The 25430-nt window shown below is 33.9% G+C and carries 23 protein-coding genes and 4 pseudogenes; 8 read left to right on the top strand and 19 right to left on the bottom strand.

Translation table 11 applies throughout. The annotated features are described in order from the left end of the window. Nucleotides 1-119: 119 nt before the first annotated feature. From WAZ07_RS23305 to WAZ07_RS23235, 15 genes and pseudogenes are all read right to left on the bottom strand, one after another. A complete protein-coding gene (locus tag WAZ07_RS23305; RefSeq protein WP_336474363.1) occupies nucleotides 120-617 on the bottom strand; it encodes an SMI1/KNR4 family protein in 498 nt (165 codons plus the stop codon). 161 nt (nucleotides 618-778) lie between these two features. Continuing rightward, on the bottom strand, nucleotides 779-1264 hold the full coding sequence (locus WAZ07_RS23300; protein WP_336474362.1) for an Imm30 family immunity protein: 486 nt from the start codon (nucleotides 1262-1264) through the stop codon (nucleotides 779-781). 182 nt (nucleotides 1265-1446) lie between these two features. Next, complete coding sequence (locus WAZ07_RS23295) at nucleotides 1447-1812, bottom strand: hypothetical protein (RefSeq protein WP_336474361.1); 366 nt, start codon at nucleotides 1810-1812, stop codon at nucleotides 1447-1449. 225 nt (nucleotides 1813-2037) lie between these two features. Next, nucleotides 2038-4608, bottom strand: a complete 2571-nt coding sequence (gene pulA / locus WAZ07_RS23290) for a type I pullulanase (protein WP_336474360.1) — start codon at nucleotides 4606-4608, stop codon at nucleotides 2038-2040. 784 nt (nucleotides 4609-5392) lie between these two features. Continuing rightward, nucleotides 5393-5845 (bottom strand): DUF7832 domain-containing protein, encoded by a 453-nt coding sequence (locus tag WAZ07_RS23285; RefSeq protein ID WP_336474359.1) that lies wholly within the window; start codon nucleotides 5843-5845, stop codon nucleotides 5393-5395. Nucleotides 5846-6098: 253 nt separating this feature from the next. Then, nucleotides 6099-6869, bottom strand: coding sequence for a hypothetical protein (locus WAZ07_RS23280; RefSeq protein WP_336474358.1), 771 nt, complete (start codon nucleotides 6867-6869; stop codon nucleotides 6099-6101). 395 nt (nucleotides 6870-7264) lie between these two features. Further along, nucleotides 7265-7783 carry a hypothetical protein gene (locus WAZ07_RS23275; RefSeq protein ID WP_336474357.1) on the bottom strand — a complete coding sequence of 173 codons (519 nt, stop codon included), beginning with the start codon at nucleotides 7781-7783 and terminating at the stop codon, nucleotides 7265-7267. A gap of 463 nt (nucleotides 7784-8246) precedes the next feature. Beyond that, on the bottom strand, nucleotides 8247-9035 hold the full coding sequence (gene imm47 / locus WAZ07_RS23270; RefSeq protein ID WP_336474356.1) for an Imm47 family immunity protein: 789 nt from the start codon (nucleotides 9033-9035) through the stop codon (nucleotides 8247-8249). Between the two features lie 189 nt (nucleotides 9036-9224). Then, on the bottom strand, nucleotides 9225-9767 hold the full coding sequence (locus WAZ07_RS23265; RefSeq protein ID WP_336474355.1) for an RNA 2'-phosphotransferase: 543 nt from the start codon (nucleotides 9765-9767) through the stop codon (nucleotides 9225-9227). A gap of 113 nt (nucleotides 9768-9880) precedes the next feature. Further along, entirely contained in the window at nucleotides 9881-10432 is a 552-nt protein-coding gene (locus WAZ07_RS23260) for an SUKH-4 family immunity protein (protein WP_336474354.1), read from the bottom strand. Further along, complete coding sequence (locus WAZ07_RS23255; protein WP_336474353.1) at nucleotides 10429-10971, bottom strand: DUF2247 family protein; 543 nt, start codon at nucleotides 10969-10971, stop codon at nucleotides 10429-10431. The genes WAZ07_RS23260 and WAZ07_RS23255 overlap by 4 nt, the downstream gene beginning before the upstream one ends. Nucleotides 10972-11156: 185 nt before the next feature. Further along, the gene (locus WAZ07_RS23250; protein ID WP_336474352.1) at nucleotides 11157-11663 is read right to left on the bottom strand and encodes an ankyrin repeat domain-containing protein; all 507 of its coding nucleotides are present in this window, start codon (nucleotides 11661-11663) and stop codon (nucleotides 11157-11159) included. Nucleotides 11664-12080: 417 nt separating this feature from the next. After that, nucleotides 12081-12365 (bottom strand): annotated as a pseudogene (locus WAZ07_RS23245) (GNAT family N-acetyltransferase); the annotation flags it as partial. Between the two features lie 204 nt (nucleotides 12366-12569). After that, entirely contained in the window at nucleotides 12570-14654 is a 2085-nt protein-coding gene (locus tag WAZ07_RS23240; RefSeq protein WP_336474351.1) for a serine hydrolase domain-containing protein, read from the bottom strand. A 94-nt stretch (nucleotides 14655-14748) separates the two neighbouring features. Continuing rightward, a pseudogene (locus WAZ07_RS23235) lies at nucleotides 14749-15075 on the bottom strand (serine hydrolase); the annotation flags it as partial. A 1348-nt stretch (nucleotides 15076-16423) separates the two neighbouring features. Between WAZ07_RS23235 and WAZ07_RS23230 the strand changes: the two are divergent. From WAZ07_RS23230 to WAZ07_RS23210, 5 genes and pseudogenes are all read left to right on the top strand, one after another. Further along, nucleotides 16424-17269, top strand: a complete 846-nt coding sequence (locus WAZ07_RS23230; RefSeq protein ID WP_396550381.1) for an MBL fold metallo-hydrolase — start codon at nucleotides 16424-16426, stop codon at nucleotides 17267-17269. A 499-nt stretch (nucleotides 17270-17768) separates the two neighbouring features. After that, nucleotides 17769-18902, top strand: coding sequence for a zinc-dependent alcohol dehydrogenase (locus tag WAZ07_RS23225; RefSeq protein ID WP_336474349.1), 1134 nt, complete (start codon nucleotides 17769-17771; stop codon nucleotides 18900-18902). A 181-nt stretch (nucleotides 18903-19083) separates the two neighbouring features. Next, a pseudogene (locus WAZ07_RS23220) lies at nucleotides 19084-19373 on the top strand (RNA-guided endonuclease TnpB family protein); the annotation flags it as partial. Between the two features lie 338 nt (nucleotides 19374-19711). Continuing rightward, nucleotides 19712-19924, top strand: coding sequence for an alpha/beta-type small acid-soluble spore protein (locus WAZ07_RS23215; protein ID WP_026591505.1), 213 nt, complete (start codon nucleotides 19712-19714; stop codon nucleotides 19922-19924). Between the two features lie 339 nt (nucleotides 19925-20263). Further along, on the top strand, nucleotides 20264-20779 hold the full coding sequence (locus WAZ07_RS23210; RefSeq protein WP_336474382.1) for a DUF3231 family protein: 516 nt from the start codon (nucleotides 20264-20266) through the stop codon (nucleotides 20777-20779). Nucleotides 20780-20806: 27 nt separating this feature from the next. On the opposite strand, the gene WAZ07_RS23205 is transcribed toward WAZ07_RS23210, so the two are convergent. After that, nucleotides 20807-21301 (bottom strand): YndM family protein, encoded by a 495-nt coding sequence (locus WAZ07_RS23205; RefSeq protein ID WP_336474348.1) that lies wholly within the window; start codon nucleotides 21299-21301, stop codon nucleotides 20807-20809. Between the two features lie 278 nt (nucleotides 21302-21579). On the opposite strand from WAZ07_RS23205, the gene WAZ07_RS23200 reads away from it, so the two are divergent. The 3 genes and pseudogenes from WAZ07_RS23200 to WAZ07_RS23190 form a co-directional block, all read left to right on the top strand. Further along, entirely contained in the window at nucleotides 21580-21792 is a 213-nt protein-coding gene (locus WAZ07_RS23200; protein WP_336474347.1) for an alpha/beta-type small acid-soluble spore protein, read from the top strand. A gap of 427 nt (nucleotides 21793-22219) precedes the next feature. Next, nucleotides 22220-23041 carry an alpha/beta fold hydrolase gene (locus tag WAZ07_RS23195; protein ID WP_336474346.1) on the top strand — a complete coding sequence of 274 codons (822 nt, stop codon included), beginning with the start codon at nucleotides 22220-22222 and terminating at the stop codon, nucleotides 23039-23041. A 354-nt stretch (nucleotides 23042-23395) separates the two neighbouring features. Next, nucleotides 23396-23718, top strand: a pseudogene (locus WAZ07_RS23190) (tyrosine-type recombinase/integrase); the annotation flags it as partial. A 66-nt stretch (nucleotides 23719-23784) separates the two neighbouring features. Here the strand turns inward: WAZ07_RS23190 and WAZ07_RS23185 are convergent. Genes WAZ07_RS23185 through WAZ07_RS23175 form a run of 3 tightly spaced genes read right to left on the bottom strand, consistent with a single transcriptional unit; the run spans nucleotide 23785 to nucleotide 25430 of the window. Then, a complete protein-coding gene (locus WAZ07_RS23185) occupies nucleotides 23785-24231 on the bottom strand; it encodes a hypothetical protein (RefSeq protein WP_336474345.1) in 447 nt (148 codons plus the stop codon). Nucleotides 24232-24242: 11 nt separating this feature from the next. Continuing rightward, the gene (locus WAZ07_RS23180; RefSeq protein ID WP_336474344.1) at nucleotides 24243-24662 is read right to left on the bottom strand and encodes a hypothetical protein; all 420 of its coding nucleotides are present in this window, start codon (nucleotides 24660-24662) and stop codon (nucleotides 24243-24245) included. A gap of 60 nt (nucleotides 24663-24722) precedes the next feature. After that, nucleotides 24723-25430 carry a DNA alkylation repair protein gene (locus WAZ07_RS23175; protein WP_336474343.1) on the bottom strand — a complete coding sequence of 236 codons (708 nt, stop codon included), beginning with the start codon at nucleotides 25428-25430 and terminating at the stop codon, nucleotides 24723-24725.

Here is a 25430-nt window from a genome sequence, read left to right as displayed (position 1 = left end):
TCATACGGTTTGCTGAACATTACTTAAAAATATAGTTAATTTTGAATATAAACTTATGAGTATTTATAAATTATTTACACATCGTTTACAAATAATAAAGATTTCCCTTTTACAAATGATTATATAAGTCCATCATAAGCATCCCCGAGTGATACAAAATCACTCTGCAGCCAATACCAATACTTCCCCTTATTATGTATAAGTCTTTCAAGTAAATCTGTAAACGATGTTGCAATGATTTGTGATTCTCCTACAATTCCATGACAATCAAAGAAGCTGTCATAACATTTCCCTAATCTATTTTGATGCAGATCAATTGTTACGTATTCTTCTTGTCCATCATTACATATAATATACCAATTTGAAGTCATATCATCTTCACACAGCTCACCTATTATTACCGGATTTGCTAAAACAAATTCTTGTGGAGAGACAATATAAACCGGATACTTCTCATTCTCAAACAAAACCATTCCTCCGCAAAGACTGTAAAATTCCTTTACCTCCTCGGGTAGGATATGCTTCTTCTCGTCAATTATCGGTATTCCTGCAGGCTCAAGGACACGACAATCAGATAAAGACTCTATTTGTGCAATAAGTTGACTCATTTCTTTCATATCTATAACTCCTAAAGTGATATTCGTATTAGCAAATTTGAGTGCACTTTTACGGCATCGAATGTTTTTTAGTAAAACTGTTTTCTTTGATTCCCTTCCTAAATCATGTGGAATCTAGAAAAATGATTGTAGCACTGTCACTCAATTTCTTTTCTAAAGTTTCAATTTACTTCATTGATAACGGAATGATTTAATATAAAATCAGCCTTTTCCGCATATAACTCCGGCATCTCACTCTTTATATTACATAAAATATCTCTCACTATTTGTTTTGTATGTTTATCAATCTGTTGTAATGCTTTAATATAGGGAAAAATTAGTTCTTCTGAATGTAAAAGCGTTCGATGAATTCCATCAGCCCAAAATTCTGCCTGAGGTAACATATTTGCTATTCCACTCGCTAACTGTACAAGTCCATCTTCTAATCCATTCCGGCTTGCAATATAAAAAATAGTTTCAATTACATAATCGTCTGCAGAAGGTTCTGCTATTTCATCTTCAAATATTTTACAAAGCTCTGGAATCACCTCATTTCCTGCATGAAATGATAAGTCATTTAATATTTCTTCAAACTTTTCAATATCATCACCTTCATTTTCCATAAAGCGAATCTTATATAAAATAGCAAGTTCTTCTTTATAATTCATAATGTACCTCCTGATTTTATTCGCAGCGTTATTTTCCACTATTCAATCTTGTGCTACTGAATCCTCAATTCATTTTCTACATTTTATTGATACTCGCTAGTCACTAGGGGATATGGAACATGATTTAAACAATTATTATGTAAAAAAAACAGCAGAGTTTTTAAAATCTCTGCTGTTTTCTGTTATTTAACTTCTAACTTGAACCAATTTTTTATTGAATACACCAACGTTACCAAACTTACGATAAAAGCAAACAAAATAACACTACGATCAATCATGGAACCATATACTACTGCTATTAACGATACTATATACAATAGCATGGCTATACCATTAATCTTAATTTCGACTATATCTCCACTTTTCACTTGCTTTTCTTTACTTCCGAAAAACAATTGATTTGCTTTTATCTTCGCTTCTTTTACATCAGAAGGGAGCGTGTACGCTTCATTATTTTCTAATTTCATCACAACTTCATTATCCACTTTTAAAGCTACTCTTGTAACCCCACCCATCATACCTGTTGCCCTTATTACTTTTATAGCCATTTTAAACTCCCTTAAATTTTTGTTCGTCTAATACTAGACTTCTCACTTTTCAACCTAGTATATTTTCTACAATTCTTCATCTTTTTTCCACAATATGCATATTATCATATTAAGGGTTAAATTGTTGATAGTAATATGAACGTTTCTATCTTTTACTTTATAGTCTACGATAAGAATCCTGTTTCTCTTCAGATATGGTTAGTGGATTTTTTTAATCATCTATTCTTATTTAATAGCTTTCTCTGTTTTTAAAACAAATGAACTTAATGCAGGAACCTTAATCTTATTATCATGGAAAACATAAAGCACTTTATTTCCTGCATGTTCACCATCTACTAGCACTTTCCAAGGACCTTTTGATGGAAGAGTAATTTCCACGGATTCTCTATTCGCATTGTGAGCTATAACAAAGTATTCGTTTTTATTACCATTTGCTTTGCCATCTATTGTATAAGCTACAACATTTTTGGGAGAATCAATGAACGTTATATGTTTTTTTATTTGTTCAGCAGATGTCATACGAAAAGCTGGATGGTTGTTACGCAACTCTATTAAACCTTTCATATAATCTACTTCTTTACCAAATGCCACGCGGCGTACCCAATCCATCTGATTAATAGAATCAGGAGATTTGTAGCTATTATGATCACCATATTTTGTACGCATGAACTCTTGGCCTGCATGCAAGAATGGAATCCCTTGCGATGTTAATATGATGGAAGAAGACAACTTGTGCATTTGTTTACGTACTTCTTCGCTGTCGCCAGGATTCGTCAACGCAAGCTTATCCCATAATGTATGGTTGTCATGTGCTTCAACATATGTCAGAACTTGCTCAGGATCCTGATAAGTAGTCATTTTTTTATCATAATCAATACCAGCCGTAATTCCTTTTTTAATGCGTTCTTCCATGTTTTGTTTTCCGTTCACAAAACCATTATCCGTATCTCCAAATACGCTGCCTTTCAATCCATCACGAATATCGTCATTAAAATGAGCGATTCCTTTCATTTTCTCCGCATTTTTTTGATTTGCCTTCAACTCAGGCGCAAGAGGGGTATTTAAATCCCATCCTTCTCCATGAAGAATAATAGAAGGATCAATTTTATTAACGGTTTTACGTATCGCATTCATTGTTTCAAAATCATGAATACCCATCAAATCGAAACGGAATCCATCTAAATTATACTCTTTTGCCCAATACGCGACGGAATCCACCATAAATTTCCTCATCATCTTTCGTTCAGAAGCCGTATCATTTCCTACACCAGTTCCATTTGCGAGTGAACCATCCTCGTTGTAACGATAATAATAGCCTGGAACTAACTTGTGGAAATTGGATTCAGCCGCATTGTACATATGATTATATACCACGTCCATCACAACACGAAGATTATTATCATGAAGTGTTTGAATCATCTGCTTTAATTCAGTAATTCGAACAGTCGGCTCATAAGGATTTGTAGAATACGAGCCTTCTGGTACATTGTAATTTTTCGGATCATATCCCCAGTTATATTGTGGTTCATTTAAATTTTCTTCATTTACTGAAGCATAATCAAATATCGGTAAAAACTGAACATGAGTAACACCAAGATCCTTAATATGATCAAGACCTGTTTTTACACCTTCAGGTCCTCTTGTCCCTTTTTCTGCTACACCAAGATATTTTCCTTTATTTTTAATACCACTTTCAGGTTGAATAGAAAGATCACGTACTTGCAACTCATAAATAATTGCATCTTCTGGATTTTTAAATTTCGGTTTTTTATTACCCTTCCAATTTTTCGGATTTGTTTCTTTTAAATCAACGACTGCTCCTTTATCACCATTCACAGAAGCAGCACGTACATATGGATCAACAGCCTCAGTCCATGTGTCACCAATCTTCACTTTATATGTATAAAAAAGGTCTTTTTGATTACCTTTCAGCTTTGCCATCCAAGTTCCTTTTTCACTTTGTTCCATGTTTATTTCAGTACCTTTTTCATCATTCCATTTTTTGTAAGCAACTAACTTTGCCTCACTTGCAGTAGGAGCCCACAAACGGAACTTTGTTTCCCATGGCGTATACATATTCCCTAAGTCATTACCATCATAATAAAATAAATTATCAAATTCCTCGCTACGAATTACTTTACCAATCTCAGTATTAGCTTCAACGTAATTTTCCATTTTGATTTTGTATGTTTTCTTTAAATCAAGATTCTTTTCTGTAATTATTTTAACCTTATTGGTAATATCTCCATCTTTTGTGTCATAAGGACTAACTTTCTCAATGTTAACGCCCTCAATTTCAATTTTTTGCTCCTTAATATTGAATGGAGCATTCGTAGTTATAGTAATTTCATTGAAGCCATCAATGGTGGCCTTCTGAATAGAAAGTTCAGAAGAAGGCTTAGCATAGTATACTTTATCATCGCCCGAAAGGACCCATACTTCAGCACGGCCATCTTTAATATTTTCAATCCAACGATCACCACCATCTTTTTCCCATTCATTCGTACGAACTATAAATCCTACACGATTATAATCTCCATCCATTTTCACCTTAGCATACTTACCAAACTCATCTTTCCCAGTGAATTCATGGGATTTACCATCTCCATTCCCAGCCCACATCCAAAGATTCCAATCTTTTGTATTTCCAGACTTCTCCTTATAATGAATAATAATTTCAGTTGTTTTTGTATTTGAATCTGCCTTTACATTTTGAAAAGAAAAACCAGATAATAGCATGACAATTACAGTAAGTAATAACATCGCCTTGTTTATTAATTTTTTTGTAAATTGCACTTCATTCACCCTTTCTTAAAATATTACGAACAATTGATTATGTTTATTTCAAAACTATATGTTACTAACTAAGTAACACTGCTTAAGTTCATCTAAAAATCTCTTTTATAACACCTCCATATTGAATGTATTCGTATTTATTTCAATGATCTTTTAATAAGAAAATCAAACATAAAAAGAAATAACAAAGGGGGGTTTACGAAAACGTTTGCATTAAATCTCAAAAAAAAGAATTACTTATTCCTTGTTATATCTCTAAATATCAAAAGATCATAGAAAACCTTTTTAAGCAACCGTTTGTTATCGCTTTCAATTTTATAGTACTAACTATAAAGAGGTCAATATATTATTAATTATCTGTTTTTATTCTGTGCACATATTTCAAATTTTGTTAACATTTAAAGCATTTAAAGTTGTAAATTATTGAAGAGAGAAATCATGGATATATTTTGATTTTGAAACTTCATTGTAGCTTCAACACCTAATAAAATTCTCCCACTTTACATAATAAAAACTCCCCTAAATACATTCACGTATTTAGGAGAGCTTGGGATTACTTTATTTTACAAGATTCATGTATTGAATCCTCTTTCTTTATAACTCGCTTGTATTAACTATCTCTTTTCAAAATAAGCGATGATTCTTCCATCACCAGGATACTCACCATTCCAGCCACAAGGGAAGCCACCTGCTTTATAGATTTCAAACATAGTTTCAAAAAAATTGTTATTTTTCCCATTGATAGCACGACTAAAAGCACAATTATTGAGATCTGTTACAGTTTCTATATGTTGTTTTTCCAGTTCAGATAGCTATAATCAACCTCTTCTTTTAATTCAAAATAGTTTTCCCAAGTATCTTGTACATGATAAAGTGTTTCGCCTGCATCTATAAAAACATCTCTATAATCATATAGATACTTCCAATCATTATCATTATTAAAGTAATACATTGCAAATTGATTACCCTCATCATTTAACATGTCGTCTGCAAACACACCACCCCACTTCATATAGATTTGCGTACCAGTCATTTGTCTAAGCTTAAACTTATTAATATCATCTCGAAACTTTTCTTCAAATTCCTTACTAAATAAATTATTTTCAATGATCCACCCAAGAAACATACCAGTATGTACATATGCTTGTTCAATTGGCAAATCCTCTGGAAAATCACCATTATAGTGGTACTTTGCTTTATCATAAATCACGATGAACATCTCCTTTTCATATCCCATTTATTTTACATACTATTGAAAATCAAACTATGCAACTATTATAAAAATCTCATATACAATGAATCTATTTTATTTAATTTGTATATTTATCCTATCTATATTTGAATCCCGTAGCATGAAAATAAGCATCACGCTCCCACCAGAAGGAATATATACTTCCCCAGAAATCTCTATATTCTCGATAGTAAACTCGCCAGATTTCCGTTCATATTATGAGGAAGTTCTTATATACTAATGAATCAACTTTTGTGTTTTATTCTTCCACTAAGAATTTTTTTACAGCAGTTTCAATTTGTTCTCTTGTTTGCAATTGATTAAGTAAAAGACTTCTTGTATAAGATGATTTCCCAGTATTAACAAATTCCATTTCAAAATTATTGTTAGGTTTTTCTGCTTGCAATAAAGAAGACACTTTGTAAATATCGTCAATGAGTTGTGGATTTTTCTTATAATTCAACATGTCATCTTTAAATTGTAAAATCACCTTATAAATTTTGCACTCTCCGTTTTCTATATGATTACAAGAAGTACCTTTGAACGTTACATAGTCATTTTCAATTTCTTTCATTTTGTCTTGAATCTGCGTTAGAATTAAATTGGCCCAATATTCTCTTGAAGCATTTTTCATTGCGAATAGCAACTGATCTTTTGATTTGATTTCTTGTATGTTTTCCAAATTTAAATGAGGTAACTTATCCTTATTATCTAGTATTTCAATTTTTGTTATTTGTTTATTATTGTTTTGAACAAGTTGCAATAGAGCAAATAAACGATCGAGTTCTTTCGTTTCAAATTGACTATAATCTAGATTTTGGACAGATTTTAACATTACAAATAACTCGGAAAGAGGCGTTCTATGGCTTTCTTCCATATCATCAATTATATATTGAATTACATTTTCATCAGGTGCTGGAATGTATCCTAACTTTTCAATTTCTTTCAATAATGGTTTGAATTTTTTATACTCTTCATATACTTTTAAACCATTTTCATAATCATTCCCTATAATGGTGGAGTTAAACAAACCATTCACTTCCACCTGAAACTGAATGTTATGATTATCTTTCACTTGAACCGTGTGCCAAGTGTGTCCCCCATTTCCTCCTCTGTGGTTTGAAAGAAAATAAGCATAAATAATGCTATAATAGCAATCGCAATTATAGCAGTTTTTTTTATATTCACACTTCACCCTTACTATATTTTAACATATAGACTTTAATGCTAGTCTAAAAAATGGACACGCCAAACTGGGGTTTTTAGTATAATACACGTACTAAAAAGAACGAGGTGTCTGCAATGGTAAAAACATATGATAAAGAGTTCAAACTTTATGCAGTAAAGCTATTGGTAGAAGAAGAAAGAAAAGGAGTGGAAGTAACATAAATATTTAGTTGTATGTTAGGATGATTTCTTCTAAATTCAAGTATTAACATTACCTTTATTATCTATTTTATCTAATTCTTCATGCTTAAGTTCTTTAACACTACCCTTTTCCGGAAAACCGTAACAATTACGTAGCCAAGCATATTTTCCGCAAAGTAGTTCATTTTGATGATAGTTTATCCTACCACCCCTTTCATATAGCATGATTATTGGTTCATACAGATCCTCAAATTGCATAGCAATTTTATTATTTGAACTAATCAGATATGACCATTCTAAAAAACTCTTACATAGATATCTAGCGGTCCAACCATACCTTAGTAAATTCAGGTCATTAACAATACCTTCAATATCCACTTGAATCTCAGTGTTTATAGTCTCAGCTGCACTAAAAATTGCTAAACGATACTTATTTTCTGGACTATATATATCCCTGAAAATGTTACCCCTTCTAATAAATTCTGAAACCAATAATTCAAATGATGGTTGGTTCTCCTTTACATTATCCCAATTTATGTGTTTTATTCTTTGAATTGCATTTTCAAATTGTGTCACAAAATCACTATCCTATATCTAAAATAAAATCTGGAAGATCTCCTGAAGGCTCTGGAGCTAAATTGTATGCTTCAGGGGGGGACCCCATCTTCAATCGCCTTTACATCTTTAAGGCAAATCACTCTGCATCAATCTAGCTCCCTCAAGTTCATGTTCGACTAACTGTTTAAACCAAGTTTTGTGCTTTGCAGTTAATTCATCTTTCAAAGATACATATTCATCCTTCTCTGAAGTAGATAAGTTACTGCACAAATCTAACAATACTTAGAAAGAAAGGATATGCTTCACACATCTATCATACCTGTCCATCTATGTAAAACCGATTCCATTAATTCAAATCCATTTATATAAAATTAAAATGAATAATCATAAAGTTCGACTTTAATTTGTTGTCAAAACAGATTTTTAATCAAATTTCTAGTCAATTCTAGTTTCGATTAGTATTTATTTTTGCATGTCAACTTTACACTACTAAATGACCGTAAAAATACTTTTCTCCAACTTTCCATTCTCTTTTTGTTAATGCATCAATATATGACATCCATTCTCTGTATTTTTGATCATCTATTACGATTCCATACTGAACAGGGCATTTAATCCCACTCCAAATGGATAAAATAGACGGGATTGTAATCACATTAAACGTGTTTTTTTCTCTTAAAGAAATCATTACCCTCGGAATTAATTCCTTCACCAAATTCCCTGGAAATGACAAATTATTATGATAGTAATATTTAGTGATATCATTATTTTTAATGGACTCCGAATATATTTCTCTAAATTCTTCCATTGATAACTCATAATAGTCATCACTAACTCCAAGCATTAATGTCAGTGTATTTCTGATTGCCTTCTCAATAAAAGTCTCTTCCCATTCTTCTAATAAAGCGAGAAGGTATGGAATCACATTATATGAAAGAGTGTCTCCTGCACTTGCTACAAAAGTATGAACACCATCTTCGGAAGCATTTGAAAGAAATTTCAATTTACTAGTGTCTAATAGGTCATCGTGAGTAGCTATCGAGCAAAAAAGACTTGTACATAAATTGAGAATAACCTTATCTTGGGTCCTATTCATTAGTTGTACTAGCAATTCCTTTACAGAAAAATCACCTAATTTTAACAATTCGTTGATAAGGCGAAAGCATTCTTCCTCTGTTGTAGCATTCTTAAGCTGAGATTTAAGAGTTTGAATTGTATCATTAGGAATTTCTCCATACCAAATATCTTTTACCATATTTTCTAAATTCATAGTCTCTCTCCTTATTGAGCATGTTTTTTATCAGTACTCGAGGAACTCACAAAATAGCAATCTACATTAGCGTTCCTTAATCACTTTCTACTTAACATGCCCACTGTTTGTATTCGCTTTTTAGCTTGTTCTTTTAAAATTTTCTTTCTTCATTCTCAGAATCCAGCAAAATAACATTTCAAAAACCATTCATTTCTTAATCGATATAAATTCTATTGGAATAGAATCTGCAAGCCATACCTTTTCATTTCCTAGATAAAATTTAATTCCCTTTTTTTGAGCTTCTTCTGTATCAATTATTAAGATAACAGGAGCAGAGGTTTTTCGTTTACCAACTAATTTAGCTGTCTCTATATCTTCTGAAAGATGAACATATTGCCTGGACATTGGTAACAAACCAGATTCGTTAATGGACTCCATAAATTTTGGTGAAGTCCCATGATATAGTTTTCTAGGCGGTATAGCTTTCTTTTTAGTAATCTTCATTGGAACAGAATGACCATATAAAGCTCTAATTTTTCCATTTGATAATTCGTGCCGCTTTTTTTCCGATATTAAAATCATTTGTTCTATGTCTTCTTGCGTAATATTTTCCCATTCTTTTAATTGATGCAATGCAGTTAATAACTGATTAACTGGCACCCATCCTCCGTCATCTAATTCTAATTCATACTTCCATGGAGCATGACGAAGCGCATAAGAAATTTCTTTGCTCATTTTTTGGTAATTCATACATTTTCCCTCCTACCAAAACCTCTACTTATTCAGCTATAAATGCATACATTTTGCTATTTTCATAGAAGATTGCAAAATGATACAAATCCCTAAGATAATGTACTTATCAATTATTCATATAAATTTCCAATCTCAGTAAACCAAAAACATCTCTTTTCCATACACTTAGGGTCAATTCTTTCTAACTCTTCTCTTAGCCAATTAATCACAGATTGTGGTATATCATTATTAATAAAGGCATCCTCACCATTTGTTTGTATTGCCTTGTCAATCATTCTTGAATATACTAATAAACATTCTGCAAATTGACTTAAAGAAGAATTTATAAATTCTTCTTTATAACCATCACTATTATTAAGAAACACTACATTTTCTTTTTTCTCAATTATACATATTGGATCTCCAGAACCTGTCGATCCCAAAAACCAATATTTTTGAAATTCTTCTGGTATATTGAGTATACTTGTAATAGATTTTAATAACGCTTGTGAAGAAATAAATTCTAAATATGGTGCAGGAGTTTCAGGTAATCCTCCTATAGACAAAAATCTCTTTACTTCATCAGAAAAATCTGTGTCCACTAAATGCTCATAATTAAATTTTATTAGCGGACCATTTTTGCTAACATCCCATTTCTCATTAAACTCCTCTGGTAAAATCATCTTTTCACCTTTCTGTTTTGTAAGTATTGTTGTTCTTTATGTAAAAAGTCATTAAAAAAACTGATTAATCTTACTATATTTTCTTCTTCGGAGTATAGCAATGGGTTATAGCCATCTTTAGGAGGCATATAATTAATAAACCTTTCCATATCTTCTGGATAGTCAAAGTCAGCATATATTTCAACAATTTTATTTAATAATTCTTTAGGTTCATCTTGATACATTTCTTTTAAACATTTAAGAATGCTAAACCTCCATTTTCTTTTTTCACATTTCCATAAATTAGAATCCTTTAATAGGTGTTCATCATTTAGCTCTTTCAATATGTTTTTCAGTATTCTCCGATATTCAATATCATTTTTTCCCCAAGCAAGTTCTATAATGAACGGATTATTACATTCTTGATGAGTAGATAAAAATTCCACAGCATAATTAGTTATATCGTTATTTTTAATAATACTAAGTTCTAAACCTATATATATTGTTTTCCAGTCGTATTTTATTTTGCTTTGCTTTAAAATATCTATAGAATAATCCATTATATTCACCTTTGACCTTTTGGATTTCGATTAGAAGAACCTGTAATTTCCCTATTAAGATTTAACTGTTGTTATTCTCTCTGTAATTCATAAATCTTTATAACTGTAGTACTTCATTACGTGAAATATTTTTACCCTTTACTTTAGAATGTCCCCATGTTTCAACTGAAAACTAATAACTAGTACTACTTTTCTTCTAATTTTCCCTTTAGATATTCAGTAATTTCTGTTTGTCCAAATTCTCTAGCATATTCATAGGCATCCATCTTGTTAATCTTTTCACCAGTATATCTAATTGAAATATCTATTCCTTTTTCAACTAGAAACTCAACTACTTCTTTATGCCCATCATAAATTGCTCCAAATAATGGATTTCTTTTTGCTAGGCTCACATCTAATTCTGCGCCAGCCTCTATTAAATACTTTACTATCTCCAAATGCCCCGCTCCTGCTGCCAAATTTAATGCAGAAGCATCAAATGTACCACCTTTAGCATCAATATCTATACCTTTTTCAATTAGATACTTAACTATTTCAAGGTGTCCTTTCTTTGCTGCTACATGCAACCACGTACCAAACAGAGTCATAGTATTCAATATTTCTGTATCATTTCCTATTAATTGTTTCACCTCATTAATATCACCAAGTTTAATTGCAGTCCTTATTGCTTTGTTTATACTTTTTTTATCCAATACAAACCCTCCTTAATTTCAATTTATCTTCTACTAGCTGCTCATTTTTACTAATTCCAGAAAGTTCGTCTACATTGAATTTATTATTTCGAATAGCATTATTAATGACTAAACCGATACAACCTGTATATTTGTTAAGAGAAGTTTAGATTTTCTCTACACTCTTATCATCGTTTAAATCTGCTAAAATTGGATAGCAACGGTCTGGAAACATATGCGTAAGCTTCTGAAGTTCTTGCTGCTTTCTAACAACGGGGAAAATAATATGCCCATTGTTAGAAAATATGTTGGCTAACTCAAAACCAAGACCCCGATTTTCCCCAGTTATTAATACTTTTATTTTATATGTCTTCTAGTAAAGGTATAAGATAAATTTTTATGGTTATATAAACAGGATATAATAATGGACAAATTTTTCTAGAGTTGTCCAGTGCTATATTTCCAATAAATTAGTTCTGTATCTCTGTGAGTAATTTGGAATCCTAACTTCTCTAAAACATTGTTAGAATTGATGTTGTCCCGTTCACATCTAGCAGTAATACATTTGACCTCATCCTGGTTCGAGGCCCAGTTTAATAATTTTTGAGCAGCTTCAAAACAATAACCTTTACGGTGTTGGCTTTCATTAGTAGCAAAGCCCATTTCAATCATACCGCCCGAATCGGGATCACCCAAAAAACCAATACCGCCAACTATTTCTCGTATAACTGTCAATGTTGCAATGAATTATAAATCGAATAATTTATTTCACCTGAAAACTGGCATGCTAGCTGTTCTTGCATAGTTTGAGCGTGATATTATTCGTGGAAAGCCTCTTCGTAAAGATAATGCGTAAATACAAACAAAACCAGCAAAACACCTTTTCTGTGTCGTACTGGTTTTGTTGAAGTTCATCTTGAATTGTAGCTAGTTCAACGTAATTGCAAATTCCGAATTCGGCGCGCCAGCAAATACAACCGTTCCGTTATTCGGCAGTTTTACTTTGTTATTGCCGCTCACAACGGTAAAATTGACGCATACTCCCTTCTCATCATACACCGCGAACGAACTCTTCGATGACAACGCCACGGTCATCGTTTTCCCTGCTGTCGCTTGCGGGATCGTAAACCATTTCGCATGCCCATTTGCTTGCAGCGTAACTTTGGATGATTGACCTGCATCAAGCGGTTTTACGTTGGATCCACTTACGTATAACAATCCGGTCATCTCCATATATTCATTGCCGCCTTCTGTATAGAAATGAGTTTCCGTCGTATCACGGCCGTTCATCACAGGAATCTGGAGCTGATGCGCCGCGGTGTTCGGGCCTGTAATTTTTCTGCCGTCCCAATAGCCCGCCAGGCCTTCCTTGCGAGTAATTTGTGTGGTAAGAAGTTTCGGTTGAACGAGATATTCAATAGAACTAAATTTCTCGTTCACGAGATAGAACTTGACGCCTTCCCGCTTCGCCCATGTGGCAGCGGTTTTCTTCGATAGCACGTTGTCTTCTAGTTTCTCGGCTAAATAGTGAGTCATCACATCTTGCCCTAAGCCTGGCGTCGATTTATATGTGCTCTCCCTCAAATAAGTTCTTCCATTCTTCTCGGTGACGAAGTTGAGCTTGGAAGTACCCTTCTCATTAATAAAGCTTCCATTCGCAGTATATACATATTTTTCTTCTCGATTAGATGGTAAGAACAGTTCTCCATTCTTTGTAATTTCTATTTTGAAATGACTTTCGCTATTGCCGTAAAAACCCGCTTTCTTCGCCACGTCTTGAGGCATCTTGGCCTTGATCGGCTTGCCAAAGGATTTGTTCGGCTTGATATCCTTAATTGTGCCCTTCTCTTTGAGCGCGGCGAGCAGCAATTCAGTTGCCATTAGTTGATTTGTAGAGCTTTGGCCGCCGGATGACAACACGGCCGCTGCCATCTTCTGTTCCGGAAGCACGACCAGTATAGCATGTTGCAGTGCCGTGTCGCCGCCCTTAGCCAAGCCTTTTATCCCATATTCACTGAATGGGTATAGTTTCACACTATCCCAGCCAAGACCATAGTTGAAAATATTATCTCCATCCCCCGGCCACATTCCTTTTTTATATTCCTCTTGCTCCATCGCCTTGACTGCTTTATCAGAGAGGATCCCTTTTCCCTGTCCCATAAATAATTGTGAGAATCGTACCATATCTTCTGCCGTGGAAGATATCCCTCCCGAACCAATCACATTCACCGATTCAATGGGAAGCTGCCCTTGGTACGCCGGAAAATAAAGTCCAGCCCGCTTTTCGTCCTCCCATTTGTCCTGCGGCGTTTTCGTATGATTCAGCTTTAAGGGTTCTGTAAACCGTTGATGTAGAAATTCGGTAAAGCTCATACCGCTGACTCTTTCCACCAAAATCTCGACCAGCGTAAAGCCGTCGTTGCAGTATACCGAGAACGCGCCGGGATCCGCCTTCAAGCTCTGGTTGGACAATTGCCGCAACAAGACATCATGGGCATAGGGATCATTATCGTTAAATAAAAATGCATTACTAAACGTGGAACCTTGCAAGCCGGAGGAGTGATTCAACAGCATACGCGGCGTAATGCGTTTGTACCGCTCGTCTTTCATCTTGAAATCAGGAACATAGTGGACAACAGGAGCATCCAAATCGACTTTTTCTTCGTCAACCAATTTCATTACAGCCGCTGCTGCATACACTTTACTGACTGAACCAACCCCGTATATAGTATCTTTAGTCAGCCGCTGTTCCCCTTCCATATCGTTCTTGCCTGTCTGACCCGACAAAATAAGTTTTCCATTATCAATTAGCGCATACTGCACGCTAGTCGTACCATGGGACTTCGTGAGTAGCGCAGCCTTCTCTGCCGCAATCTTCTCCAGTTCTTGGCTAGCAACTTCTTGGTTAGCTACAACCGGAGTCTTACTGCTAGAAGACGCTATCGCCCCTGTTGGTAGGGTCATCGTTAGTGCCAATGTAGCGGCTAATACCCCAGAGAGTTTATTTTTCATGAGAGAATTGCCTCCTTAGATAAGTAATCGATTTCATCACTTATTTGTTTAGCTATAAAAAATATGACAAAATTTATCCGTTTTTCCTCTTTGCCTACTTGCTAAATTCGGCAAGTAAAATTTTTTTAAAAGGATTAGTAATGTTAGCTCTACCCGAACTGTTCAAATTGATGGCCAACGTATGATTGGCTCCAAGTGTACCTCCGGTAAGAGTAGAAAACCCTGGAACACCGCCCGTGTGTCCCCATACCTAGACAACGTTTGGAAGCTTAATTTCATAGATTGCAAGACCATATCCATCGATTCCTTTTCTTCCTGTAGGAACTGTAGTAAGCATTTGTTTTAGTTGCTGTTCCTTCAGTCATTTGCCACTGAGTAAGTAAGAGAAGAGTTTGTTTAAGTCGTCAGCAGTAGAAATCATATATCTGTTCCACCTTTCATGCTTATTTATATTTTGATCATACACAATGAAAATTTCTTTTTCCTTACCTATTCCTTACAAATTCCTTACGTTCAAAATAGCTTCTATAATAGGGTAGAAGGAGTATCTGTGCCTGAAAGTTCAAAGTATTTTCCAATAAATATATGAATCATAAAGAAACACAGAAGTTTTTCACACAGGAAAGGAAGAAATCACTTAGTTATATTCTTCTTGCGCTTCTGTTATAGCTAATTTCGAATACACTTCAAGCGATTGCCTACTTGTATGTCCAGAACAAGGCTGAATGAGGGCATCATCGATTCCCTGTTTTTTCAACTAGGCTTTGTATCTAATTTAAAAACAACATATCACCAAAGGTTAGAAAATCATTGGGATACTAGCAATGAAACGTACCACTCCATTATGGTTATAAATCAACTCATCTGGATCGATCGCCAATTTTAAATCTGGGAAGCGTCTATGGACGGTAGAGAACAGTTCGGGTTCACTCAGTTTATCCTCTTGATCGATGGTTCTACTATCAGGTTCCATATAAACTAATAGTAGATAACCAATCAAACTTAAAAAATATGCTAAAGGAGCGAATTCTCATAAAAAAATCAAGATTTATTATTCAATCAAGTTGTTGTTATGTCCTGCCTAGGTGGTTTCGTATTATTATCCGGTGTTGCTGCAATTATAGAAGTTGCTCAACGAATTTTTATGTAATATAAGTTTTAATTCAAACACAACGAAAATAATTATAGAACTCAAACATTTTATATCCAATTCAAATCGTTCAAGATGAATAAAAATCATCTTTCATATATAGATGAATCTTAAAAGTAACTTGATAAAGCTGTTGCTTTAAAATAAAGTTTGACCAAATTAATACTAATAACCTTGATAAACAATCATAAAAAAGAGCGTGTTAAAAAAACAGATTGATCAAAACACGCTCTTAATACTTTCAGTTGGTTTATTTTTTTATAAAAAAGTTTGATCATTTCCTATCTATTTTGCTCCACAATCGCGCCCTTTAAATGGAATAACTCAAATTATGAACGAGACCTAAAAACACAATCACTTATTTTTTATTTAACTAAATCCCCTTTAGGGGTATCGCCACACCGCTATCAAGCTAGTTTTTTGAAGTACCGCCTAAACAAAGTTTTTCCTTCTCTAAAGTTAGTTATTTTTGAGAATTCAGTTCATTTTTTCGTTTTGGAGAAGAATGAATTTCTTAAGTTGATGGGCATGCGGCTGAACCCAATGGTAATATTATTTTAGTAATTCTACATACTAAAGAGCATAATGTAAAAAGGAGTTTGCTCTTATGAATGAAAAATTGAATCAAGAATTGAAAAGTAATTTAGATGAAACCATTTTACCTTTAACTTCTCTTGGCAATGGAAATAGCATCGAAGTTACATCCAACATCTATTGTTTATGTATAAAAATTGTTAATGTATGTTTTGTTGGTGATTCTACAAATCCAAACGAATGGGTTCTAATTGATACGGGAATGCCAAAATCGATGAATCTCATCATAGATTTTGCAGAAGAAAAATTTGGTAAACATAGTAAACCCAAAGCAATTATATTGACTCATGGTCATTTTGATCATGTTGGTTCTGCAATTGAATTGATAAAAAAATGGGATGTTCCAGTTTATGCACATAAGCTAGAAATCCCCTATTTAAATGGTGAAAAAGACTATCCAGATCCAGATGGATCTGTGGAGGGTGGATTTGTAGCGAAAATTTCTCCTTTGTTTCCAAATGAGGGCATTGATTTAGGTAACTGTATACATGAGTTGCCTCCGGATGGTAGTGTTCCCCATATGCCTGGATGGAGTTGGATACATACTCCAGGGCATACTCCTGGACATATATCTTTGTTTCGAAATATGGACGGTTTTTTAATCGCTGGAGATGCTTTTGTTACCGTAAGACAAGATTCATTGTATAAAGTATTGATTCAACAAAAAGAATTAAATGGTCCACCAAGATATCTTACTACCGATTGGGAGAACGCCTGGGAGTCTATAAAAATACTTGAGAAGTTAAATCCTAAATCTGTAGTGACAGGACACGGTCTACCTATGTTTGGGGAAGAATTAAGAAATGAATTGCATCGTTTAGTAAAGAATTTTGATAAAGTAGCTATTCCTGATTACGGAAGATATATTTAACAATAATCCTTATTATGAAACATTAAAAGCCTAAAGTTCTTACTTAATTTACAATAGAAATATTTTATTCATTAATAAATTAAAGTTTTATAAAAGGAGGGACGATGCACTCCTCCTTTTTATGGAAATTTAATCTGTTTTAACATGTATAAATATTGATTTTCTTCTTAAAATATAGCTAGAAGACATAGAGAAGAGAAGGCAATATGAAAACACTTCATAACAAAGTTATGTATTCCCCCTGATTCAATTCTGGTCTCTCTTTACTAACTAGGAAAATGATTTCTGTATTATAAATAAATATAAAGTGAAACTTCCATCAGTGGGGGTTTTCTTCATCCCCACTGATGGTTAGTTAAACCAACCGGGCTCTTACGGGCAGTTATCCCCCACCTATCTTCTTCGCTTTCTCTGAATCTTGAAGTGGGGGTCTTACTGCCCTAAAGTAGCGGGATTAAAAATATATTTGAGAAAATGTTAAAAAAGGAGGCATGTGAATATGAAAGCTGTAACTTATCAAGGACCGAATCAAGTACAGGTTAAACAAGTTGATGATGCGAGATTAGAAAAAAAAGATGATATTATTGTAAAGATTACTTCAACTGCTATTTGCGGATCCGATTTACATTTATACCAAGGTAATATGCCTTTACCCCCAGGATACATTATCGGTCATGAACCAATGGGGATTGTTGAAGAGGTGGGTCCTGATGTCACTAAAGTAAAAAAAGGAGATCGTGTTGTTATCCCCTTCAATGTTGCCTGCGGACATTGTTTTTATTGCCAACATGAAATGGAAAGTCAATGTGATAACTCAAATCCTCATTATGATTCTGGTGGATACTTTGGTTATACAGAGAAATTTGGTAACCACCCAGGTGGTCAAGCTGAATATTTAAAAGTTCCTTTTGGTAACTTCACTCCCTTTCTTATACCAGAATCATGCGAGCTTGAGGATGAGTCACTACTTTTTTTATCCGATGTTTTACCAACAGCTTATTGGAGTGTAATAAATGCAGGTGTAAAATCAGGTGATACTGTTATCGTGCTTGGCTGTGGACCTGTTGGATTAATGACACAAAAATTTGCTTGGATGAAAGGTGCCAAGCGTGTAATTGCAGTTGATTATTTGGATTATCGAATAAAATATGCAAAAAAGATTAACAATGTTGAGGTATTTGAGTTTACAAAATACCCGGATATGGGAGAACATTTAAAAGAAATTACGCATGGTGGCGCGGATGTCGTCATCGATTGTGTGGGTATGGATGGAAAGAAATCGCCTTTGGAGTTTATTGAACAAAAATTAAAATTACAAGGGGGAACACTTGGTCCTATACAAATTGCTACAAAAGCCGTACGAAAATATGGAACGGTCCAAATGACAGGTGTTTATGGTGGCAACTATAATGCATTTCCACTAGGTGCATTTTGGAGTAGGAATATTAATCTTAGAATGGGACAAGCCCCGGTCATTCATTTTATGCCCGAATTGTTTGAAAAAATAACAAAAAGTGAATTTGATCCAAAGGAGATCATTACACACAAACTCCCCCTTGAAGAAGCAAGTTATGGTTATCAAATTTTTAATAATCGTGAAGATAATTGTATAAAAGTTATTCTGAAACCTTAAACATCTCTTCTTTCTCATTAATCCTTTTTAATTATTCTTTATACTAAAGATAAGATTCCATTCCAAGATCTTATCTTTTTTACTTTGAAAAATAAATACTGAATGAATTTTGAATATAAATATATATAGTTTAATCATTCATACATGTCCTGCTGCGCTAACCTAATTAAAGAATCCACCGGATACAATTTGGTTAAAAGAAGTCGATAGTATTGTTCTTCAATCAACATTGAAAAATCTCGCAGATGCTATTCCACGATTCAAGTCTAAAAAGAATAAAGTTTAATCCTAAACAACCAAGAAAGCGAACGGAAATATTGCTATTGTAGACAACAAAGTGAAAGTACCTAAACTTGTCCTGGTTCGCTTTTCCAAAAGTCGTGAAGTAAAAGGACGTATCTTGCATGCAACGACTCGACGTAACCAAGTGGTAAGTATTTTGTATCTATCCTTATCAAAACAAGAGTACAATAAATACCTAAAACTGAATCCGTTTGTAGAATTAACGCTGGACTAAAAAATGTTGCGATACAAGAAAGCTCTTGCGATACTTTTATCCACCTTTAGGCATAAAATGAAAGTATCACAAAATCTGTAATCCCCTTACTTAATCAGCACAGAAAATAAGCATTTTAAACAAACCTTGTTATGAAAAGATGTTAGAACAGTTCCCCTTTTTAGCTCCTCCATCCATATTTTAAGTAGAAAAATAAAACTTATACTCAAATTCAGATGCAAAAATACCATAAAAAGGAATACTTGTTTTTCTGTGGTTCGTAGCATATTAAAAACATAGGAGGTGATACAATATGGCAAACAATAAAAGCGGAAATCGTAATGAATTATTGGTTCAAGGAGCTGAAAGTGCACTTGATCAAATGAAATATGAAATCGCGCAAGAGTTTGGTGTACAACTTGGTGCAGATACAACAGCTCGTGCAAACGGTTCTGTTGGTGGTGAAATTACTAAACGTTTAGTAGCAATGGCTGAACAACAACTTGGTGGTGGATTTACTCGTTAACTTCACCTAAAAGTGGAAAAGCTTAGGGTGAGCGATATGGGTGATTATTGGAAACATAGCAAGTTACAGTAGTTAGCATATCTATTTTTCCTATGTGGTTTAAAATAATCTCTCATAATGAATACATTTGTATTCACAGATTGTTGATTATTTTAAATAATAATCTTTGAGTATTTTATCAAAAAATTTCCTTTCTAGATTACAAACACATATCTTGTGGGGAAGGTGTTTCCCATGAATATTAAAAAGTCTTTTACAGGAACAAATATACTTAAAAATTTATTTTCAATATTGAAAAGCATACTAACTATGATATTTACAAAAGGGAGGCATCTTAAAATGGGTGTATTAAGTGGAAATCCTCAAAATGAGCCTTTGCATTATGGAGAAGTATTTGATATTTGGAGTTATCTTCTTGCAACACAAGGGGCTGTTGCTGGACATCAAGTATTTATGAATCACACGGGTGATGAAGATTTAAAAAAGTTCTTAGAAAACCTAATTGAGAATGATATGACTTCTGAAATAGAGGAACTAAAAACTCTTTTAAAGGTAAATGGAGTGGCTTTACCGCCAGCACCTCCAGAAAGACCAGTTGCGTCTATTGAAGATATTCCTCCTGGGGCACGCATCAATGATGCTGAAATTGCAGCAGCAGTTTCTGCAGGTCTAGCGGCAGGATTAGTAACTTGTAGTCAAGTAATGGGAAAATGTCTTCGAGAAGATGTAGGAATGCTTTTTGGACAATTCCATATGAAAAAAGCACAAGCTGGGGTAACTTTACTACGTCTAAGTAAGAAAAAAGGCTGGGTAGTTCCTCCGCCATTACATGTTAAAAATACTGAACAAGCTTAATAAAAAAAGTGGCTAAAAGCCACTTTTTTATTTCGTTTTATTCTTTATCTCGTTTTCCTTTTGCATGGATCTTACTTTTTCTATTTCAGAACGGTTTAAATATTCATGTGAGATCTCCATAGCATATCTATCATGATGTATGTTAGTTGATTCTCGTGAATCATTGTTTTCATATAAAACCGCTTTTTTCATATAAATGTGAAAAAATACTTCTATCACACCGATAAGAAGCGCCGACCAAAATGAAGATGCAACAATATTACGAGCGAAATTGTTGTCTGTAAGAAGATAAGCTAACACCCAAATTCCTAAGAAACTTAACCCAAAATCTGCAATTGTAGCAACCATATTCCCATACTTAGGTAGAACAAATAAATCTCCTATTAAGTAGGCCGATCCTGTAATTAGTAATGAAATCAGTAATATTCTAGGGATCGAGATGTTCTGGAATATACCTAATATCATCAATAATACGGCACTGATAGCGGTATATTTAATTAATAATGCCACAATATGTTTCATAAATGATTCTCCTATCTTTTAATTTTCATGTAGAAATAGTACTTTTCAATAAAAACAGGTTGCACTTTCATAAAGCACAACCCGTTTCATCATGTTCAGGAGGTTTACTCACTACATGATACCCATATGGCAAAAAAATTTTTGCTCTCCTACACAATACTATTTTGTGAAATATAAGTATGAATTATGTGTTAAAACAATAAAAATCAATACCCAAAAAGGACTATATATTTCCGAATGCTTTTTTACATATTAAAGAGTGAAGGAGGTGACATAACATGTTAAACAATAACAGTGGAAGCAGCAATCAATTGTTAGTACGTGGGGCTGAACAAACTCTTGATCAAATGAAATATGAAATCGCACAAGAATTTGGTGTGCAACTTGGTGCAGACGCAACAGCTCGTGCAAATGGATCTGTTGGTGGAGAAATTACAAAACGTCTAGTGTCATTAGCTGAACAACAACTTGGCGGTGGAGTTACTCGTTAACTTGATATAGTAATGGATATTATGGAGAGATAAATCATCTTTCCCTTTTTGCATATAATTAGTATATATGAATAATAAAAAGAATTGAAACTATAATTTGGGTGTTTTTACCCATCCTTCCGAAAAGGGAGAATAAGCTTTATTTCACTAACGCCCCCTTTAGTTTAAGTACAATCTTTTCTCATATAATATGTATCGCCTATATCATTCAAAAATTATAATGAATCCCACAGTAGCAATTTCATTGTTGCATTGAGATATGGTGAGTTTGTTTCTTAGTTAATTTCTGCATTTTATATAATTCGTCAATCATATAAAGTAAAGAAGTCTAGCGATTTATGAATATAGCCATAGTTAAAAGTGATAAAAATTGGAAAACCTTATTAAAAATTTCACAATGAATAAGAAGAAAGGAGTAAGTTTATCAATGATTGTAGTAAAGAATGGAACATTGCAAGTACCTGGAGCAAGCATCTACTATGAAGTACGTGGAAATGGCCCTGTACTTCTTTTCATTCATGGCGGTGGTGGTGACGCTGACAAATTCCTTAGTGTTGCTGACCATCTTGCTGATCGGTATACCATTGTTACTTACGATCGCCGGGGCCATTCCCGCAGTAATCTCGCCAATCGAACTGAAGATTACTCCGTGGAAACACACAGTGACGACGCTCATCGCCTCATAGCCAAATTGACCGATGAACCGGCGTACGTATTCGGAAGCAGTTCCGGTGCTGTCATCGGACTTAATCTATGTATACACCATCCGGAGCAAGTAAAGCTACTGATCCCTCATGAACCAGTCTTATTGCAACTTTTATTCGGCGAGGAGCAGATGCAGGCTAGAAAATTTATGGAAGACCTTAAGAAGAATCATCGAAATGAGGTCGTAAAGTTATTATCAAATTTAGGAGTGGATACTAACAATCCCGAGCACTCAAAGGATGTGCAAACAAAGCGTATTTTCAGTAATTCAACGTATTTCGTCGAGTATGAAATCCCAGGAATTCTTAATCATTCGCTTGATATCAATGCTTTGAAGACTGCATTAAAATCTTCATCAATGCAGGTACTTCCAGCTGGCGGAAGTGCTTCCCGGGATTTTTCCGCTTATCGCTGCGCAGTCGCATTAACAGAACAAATAGGAACAGAGATCGTGGAGTTTCCCGGACATCATGGAGGCTATAATACAAGTCATTATAAAGAATTTGCTGAGAAGTTACACAAGATTTGTTCTTCACATTTATAAGGACAAATAGAAAACTAGCGCATTTCATTTTGCTAGTTTTCTATTTATTTCAGGGCTACAATTCATCAGAGTCATAACAACTCAACTATAGTTGAGCTTAATCATAATAAAAACGCAACCTATGCGTTTGAATCGTGAACGTAATACCATTCTCCCTCGTACTGAACCCATCCTTCATTCGTATACATTGCACCGGATGCTCCTAATAAGTAAAGTCCATTACCATCATCGTCGAGCTTATACAAAAATTTTTGAATATGTAAGACGAAAAAAGCTGTAGATTATTCTACAGCTTTTCTTATTTATAAGATTCTTAGTTTAATATCTCTTATACCGAATGCATTGCATACTTCACATGGAAAAGGCGATAAGGAAAGAGAAGTGTACTTCAATACTCGCTGCTCCTTGTGGCCGAAAAGATACTTAGACGAACGGGACGATGAGGATTGCTGCTTGTTTATCACCGAAAGGCATGAGTATTGACCTTATGAGATATATCATTAAACGTATATCAAGTCGCGCAGGACTTAAAAAGAGTATTCATCCACATCAATTACGGCATAGTTATGCGACTCACATGATTAACAACGGAGCACTTCTTGAAGTAATCCGTTGTTAATCATGAAAAGAGTGAAACCACAAAAATATATGCGCAGCTAAGTGGATTGTTAGAATAAAAAATAACTAAGTAATATAGAATCTAAAAATATACTACTTAACTAGTGTATATTTTTATAGATTTGTCAATATAGTTGACTAAAGAAGTCTAAAACTACTGAAAAGTACCCCACTGTGACAAGGAATGACAGTATTAAGAATACATTTCTTTTTGTTTTATTAAAAGTATTCTTATCCACTTTATAGTTTAACTCAAATGAGAAAAATACTAAAAGAACGATGTTTGTTACAAAACTCACATACATAGGTGTTACTTGAGATAATCCGTACATAAAGCTTAAAATCAATGTAACTGTTACTTGAATAATAATACCTTTAAATAATAAGTATCTTACTGCATTTAAAAGACCTATATCTTCTATCTTAATGTCTTTCTTTATCATCTTCTTAATTATAGCTATTAATAAGTCTTTCTTAATAAAGTAAAGAACCACCATTAGAAAAATAGCTAGTTGTAATGCAATTATTATATAGTTCATCAGTGAAGCATACGAAGTCATATCGTTATCCATAAGTCCACCCCCTAAATACTTTTAATAAGTTTTATTTCCTCAATAAAGAATAATACTAAGTGCATAGCGTTTATTACAAACCATAACATGAAATTTGAGTTCTTTACAGTCTTCAACTGATTTGACTTTATATCAGACAATTCTATCTTTAAAGACGTTAATATAATAGTGTTAGACATAAAACCTAACAATATAAATCCGAATAAAGGTAAGTTTGTTATAGTACCTATTACCATAATTCCTATGTATACTATAGTTAACTTCTTAATATACTGTTTATCTTCTTTTAACTTCTCTATATCTTTACTTTTAAACCAGTCTCTTGCTATTCTTACAAAGACAATACTTTGAAATACCAGTACAATTATATTTACAAAGATAAGAAACAAAGTTTCGACATGATTTTCAATTAAGTTCCCTATACCACTCATTTTGTCTGTACCCCTTTTATTTATGTAATATTGACTTTAGTACTTGAAAGTAGCTAATTTTTAACACCTTACATATTTACGTTTGAAACCAATCCTCCCTCTATCAATTTCTTTATGAATACTTTCGTAAGCATTTAGGAAACTACTTTTTTTCTTGTCCCGTTTTACTTCTACTGTACCTACTTCCTTTGCAGTCTCGACTGCCTTTTCATGTAGCGGCAAATATGAAATCCCCACAGTGTATAGAAAATTATTCATAGCAGATTTCGTTCGTTCTGGCGAATCATGAATCGTATTTTTCACAATTTCAAGCATATTGGAAATCTTACTTTCGGAAAATTCATTGTCTAGGCGATTACCTAAAAGCCAACAGTAGCAACTCCAGCCCGCTGACATTCTCAGCTCGTCACCGCTTGCAATCCATTTATCAGCAACGTCTTGTGCAAAATCTGACTCTGATAAAGTTACTGCCACCACAAAATCAGACAGCATATAAAAATACGCCCCATCCATCCAACGATCAAAATCCGACTCACTCATAGCTTTTGGGTTTGCAATAATGCCTGCAAAGTACATTGCATCGTAGTTACCTGTGGAATAAAGCTCTTCAGCTAAACGTTGATTTATTTTTATTTTCTTTGCGATTGGTTTCATAGCACCTGTAGCGACGCCAAAAAGCGGCTCGTGCGCACCATTGGATATGTACATTTTTTTAGTTCGTTCCTTACTGAGGGCTTCAAGCTCCTGCATAACTGTTTCGAAATCCAT

The sequence above is a fragment of the Bacillus bruguierae genome (assembly GCF_037104725.1).
Lineage (GTDB): Bacteria > Bacillota > Bacilli > Bacillales > Bacillaceae_G > Bacillus_A > Bacillus_A bruguierae.
The sequence above is the reverse complement of the archived record's forward strand: the minus strand, read 5'-3'. Positions and strand labels throughout refer to the sequence as shown.

What these genes read in the sequence shown, in the direction of transcription:
- WAZ07_RS23305 (WP_336474363.1), bottom strand. Translation starts at nt 617, where the DNA reads ATGAAAGAAATGAGTCAACTTATTGCACAAATAGAGTCTTTATCTGAT.
- WAZ07_RS23300 (WP_336474362.1), bottom strand. Translation starts at nt 1,264, where the DNA reads ATGAATTATAAAGAAGAACTTGCTATTTTATATAAGATTCGCTTTATG.
- WAZ07_RS23295 (WP_336474361.1), bottom strand. Translation starts at nt 1,812, where the DNA reads ATGGCTATAAAAGTAATAAGGGCAACAGGTATGATGGGTGGGGTTACA.
- WAZ07_RS23285 (WP_336474359.1), bottom strand. Translation starts at nt 5,845, where the DNA reads ATGGGATATGAAAAGGAGATGTTCATCGTGATTTATGATAAAGCAAAG.
- imm47 (WP_336474356.1), bottom strand. Translation starts at nt 9,035, where the DNA reads ATGAATTTAGAAAATATGGTAAAAGATATTTGGTATGGAGAAATTCCT.
- WAZ07_RS23265 (WP_336474355.1), bottom strand. Translation starts at nt 9,767, where the DNA reads ATGAATTACCAAAAAATGAGCAAAGAAATTTCTTATGCGCTTCGTCAT.
- WAZ07_RS23260 (WP_336474354.1), bottom strand. Translation starts at nt 10,432, where the DNA reads ATGATTTTACCAGAGGAGTTTAATGAGAAATGGGATGTTAGCAAAAAT.
- WAZ07_RS23255 (WP_336474353.1), bottom strand. Translation starts at nt 10,971, where the DNA reads ATGGATTATTCTATAGATATTTTAAAGCAAAGCAAAATAAAATACGAC.
- WAZ07_RS23240 (WP_336474351.1), bottom strand. Translation starts at nt 14,654, where the DNA reads ATGAAAAATAAACTCTCTGGGGTATTAGCCGCTACATTGGCACTAACG.
- WAZ07_RS23225 (WP_336474349.1), top strand. Translation starts at nt 17,769, where the DNA reads ATGAAAGCTGTAACTTATCAAGGACCGAATCAAGTACAGGTTAAACAA.
- WAZ07_RS23215 (WP_026591505.1), top strand. Translation starts at nt 19,712, where the DNA reads ATGGCAAACAATAAAAGCGGAAATCGTAATGAATTATTGGTTCAAGGA.
- WAZ07_RS23210 (WP_336474382.1), top strand. Translation starts at nt 20,264, where the DNA reads ATGGGTGTATTAAGTGGAAATCCTCAAAATGAGCCTTTGCATTATGGA.
- WAZ07_RS23205 (WP_336474348.1), bottom strand. Translation starts at nt 21,301, where the DNA reads ATGAAACATATTGTGGCATTATTAATTAAATATACCGCTATCAGTGCC.
- WAZ07_RS23200 (WP_336474347.1), top strand. Translation starts at nt 21,580, where the DNA reads ATGTTAAACAATAACAGTGGAAGCAGCAATCAATTGTTAGTACGTGGG.
- WAZ07_RS23195 (WP_336474346.1), top strand. Translation starts at nt 22,220, where the DNA reads ATGATTGTAGTAAAGAATGGAACATTGCAAGTACCTGGAGCAAGCATC.
- WAZ07_RS23185 (WP_336474345.1), bottom strand. Translation starts at nt 24,231, where the DNA reads ATGGATAACGATATGACTTCGTATGCTTCACTGATGAACTATATAATA.
- WAZ07_RS23180 (WP_336474344.1), bottom strand. Translation starts at nt 24,662, where the DNA reads ATGAGTGGTATAGGGAACTTAATTGAAAATCATGTCGAAACTTTGTTT.
- WAZ07_RS23175 (WP_336474343.1), bottom strand. Translation starts at nt 25,430, where the DNA reads ATGGATTTCGAAACAGTTATGCAGGAGCTTGAAGCCCTCAGTAAGGAA.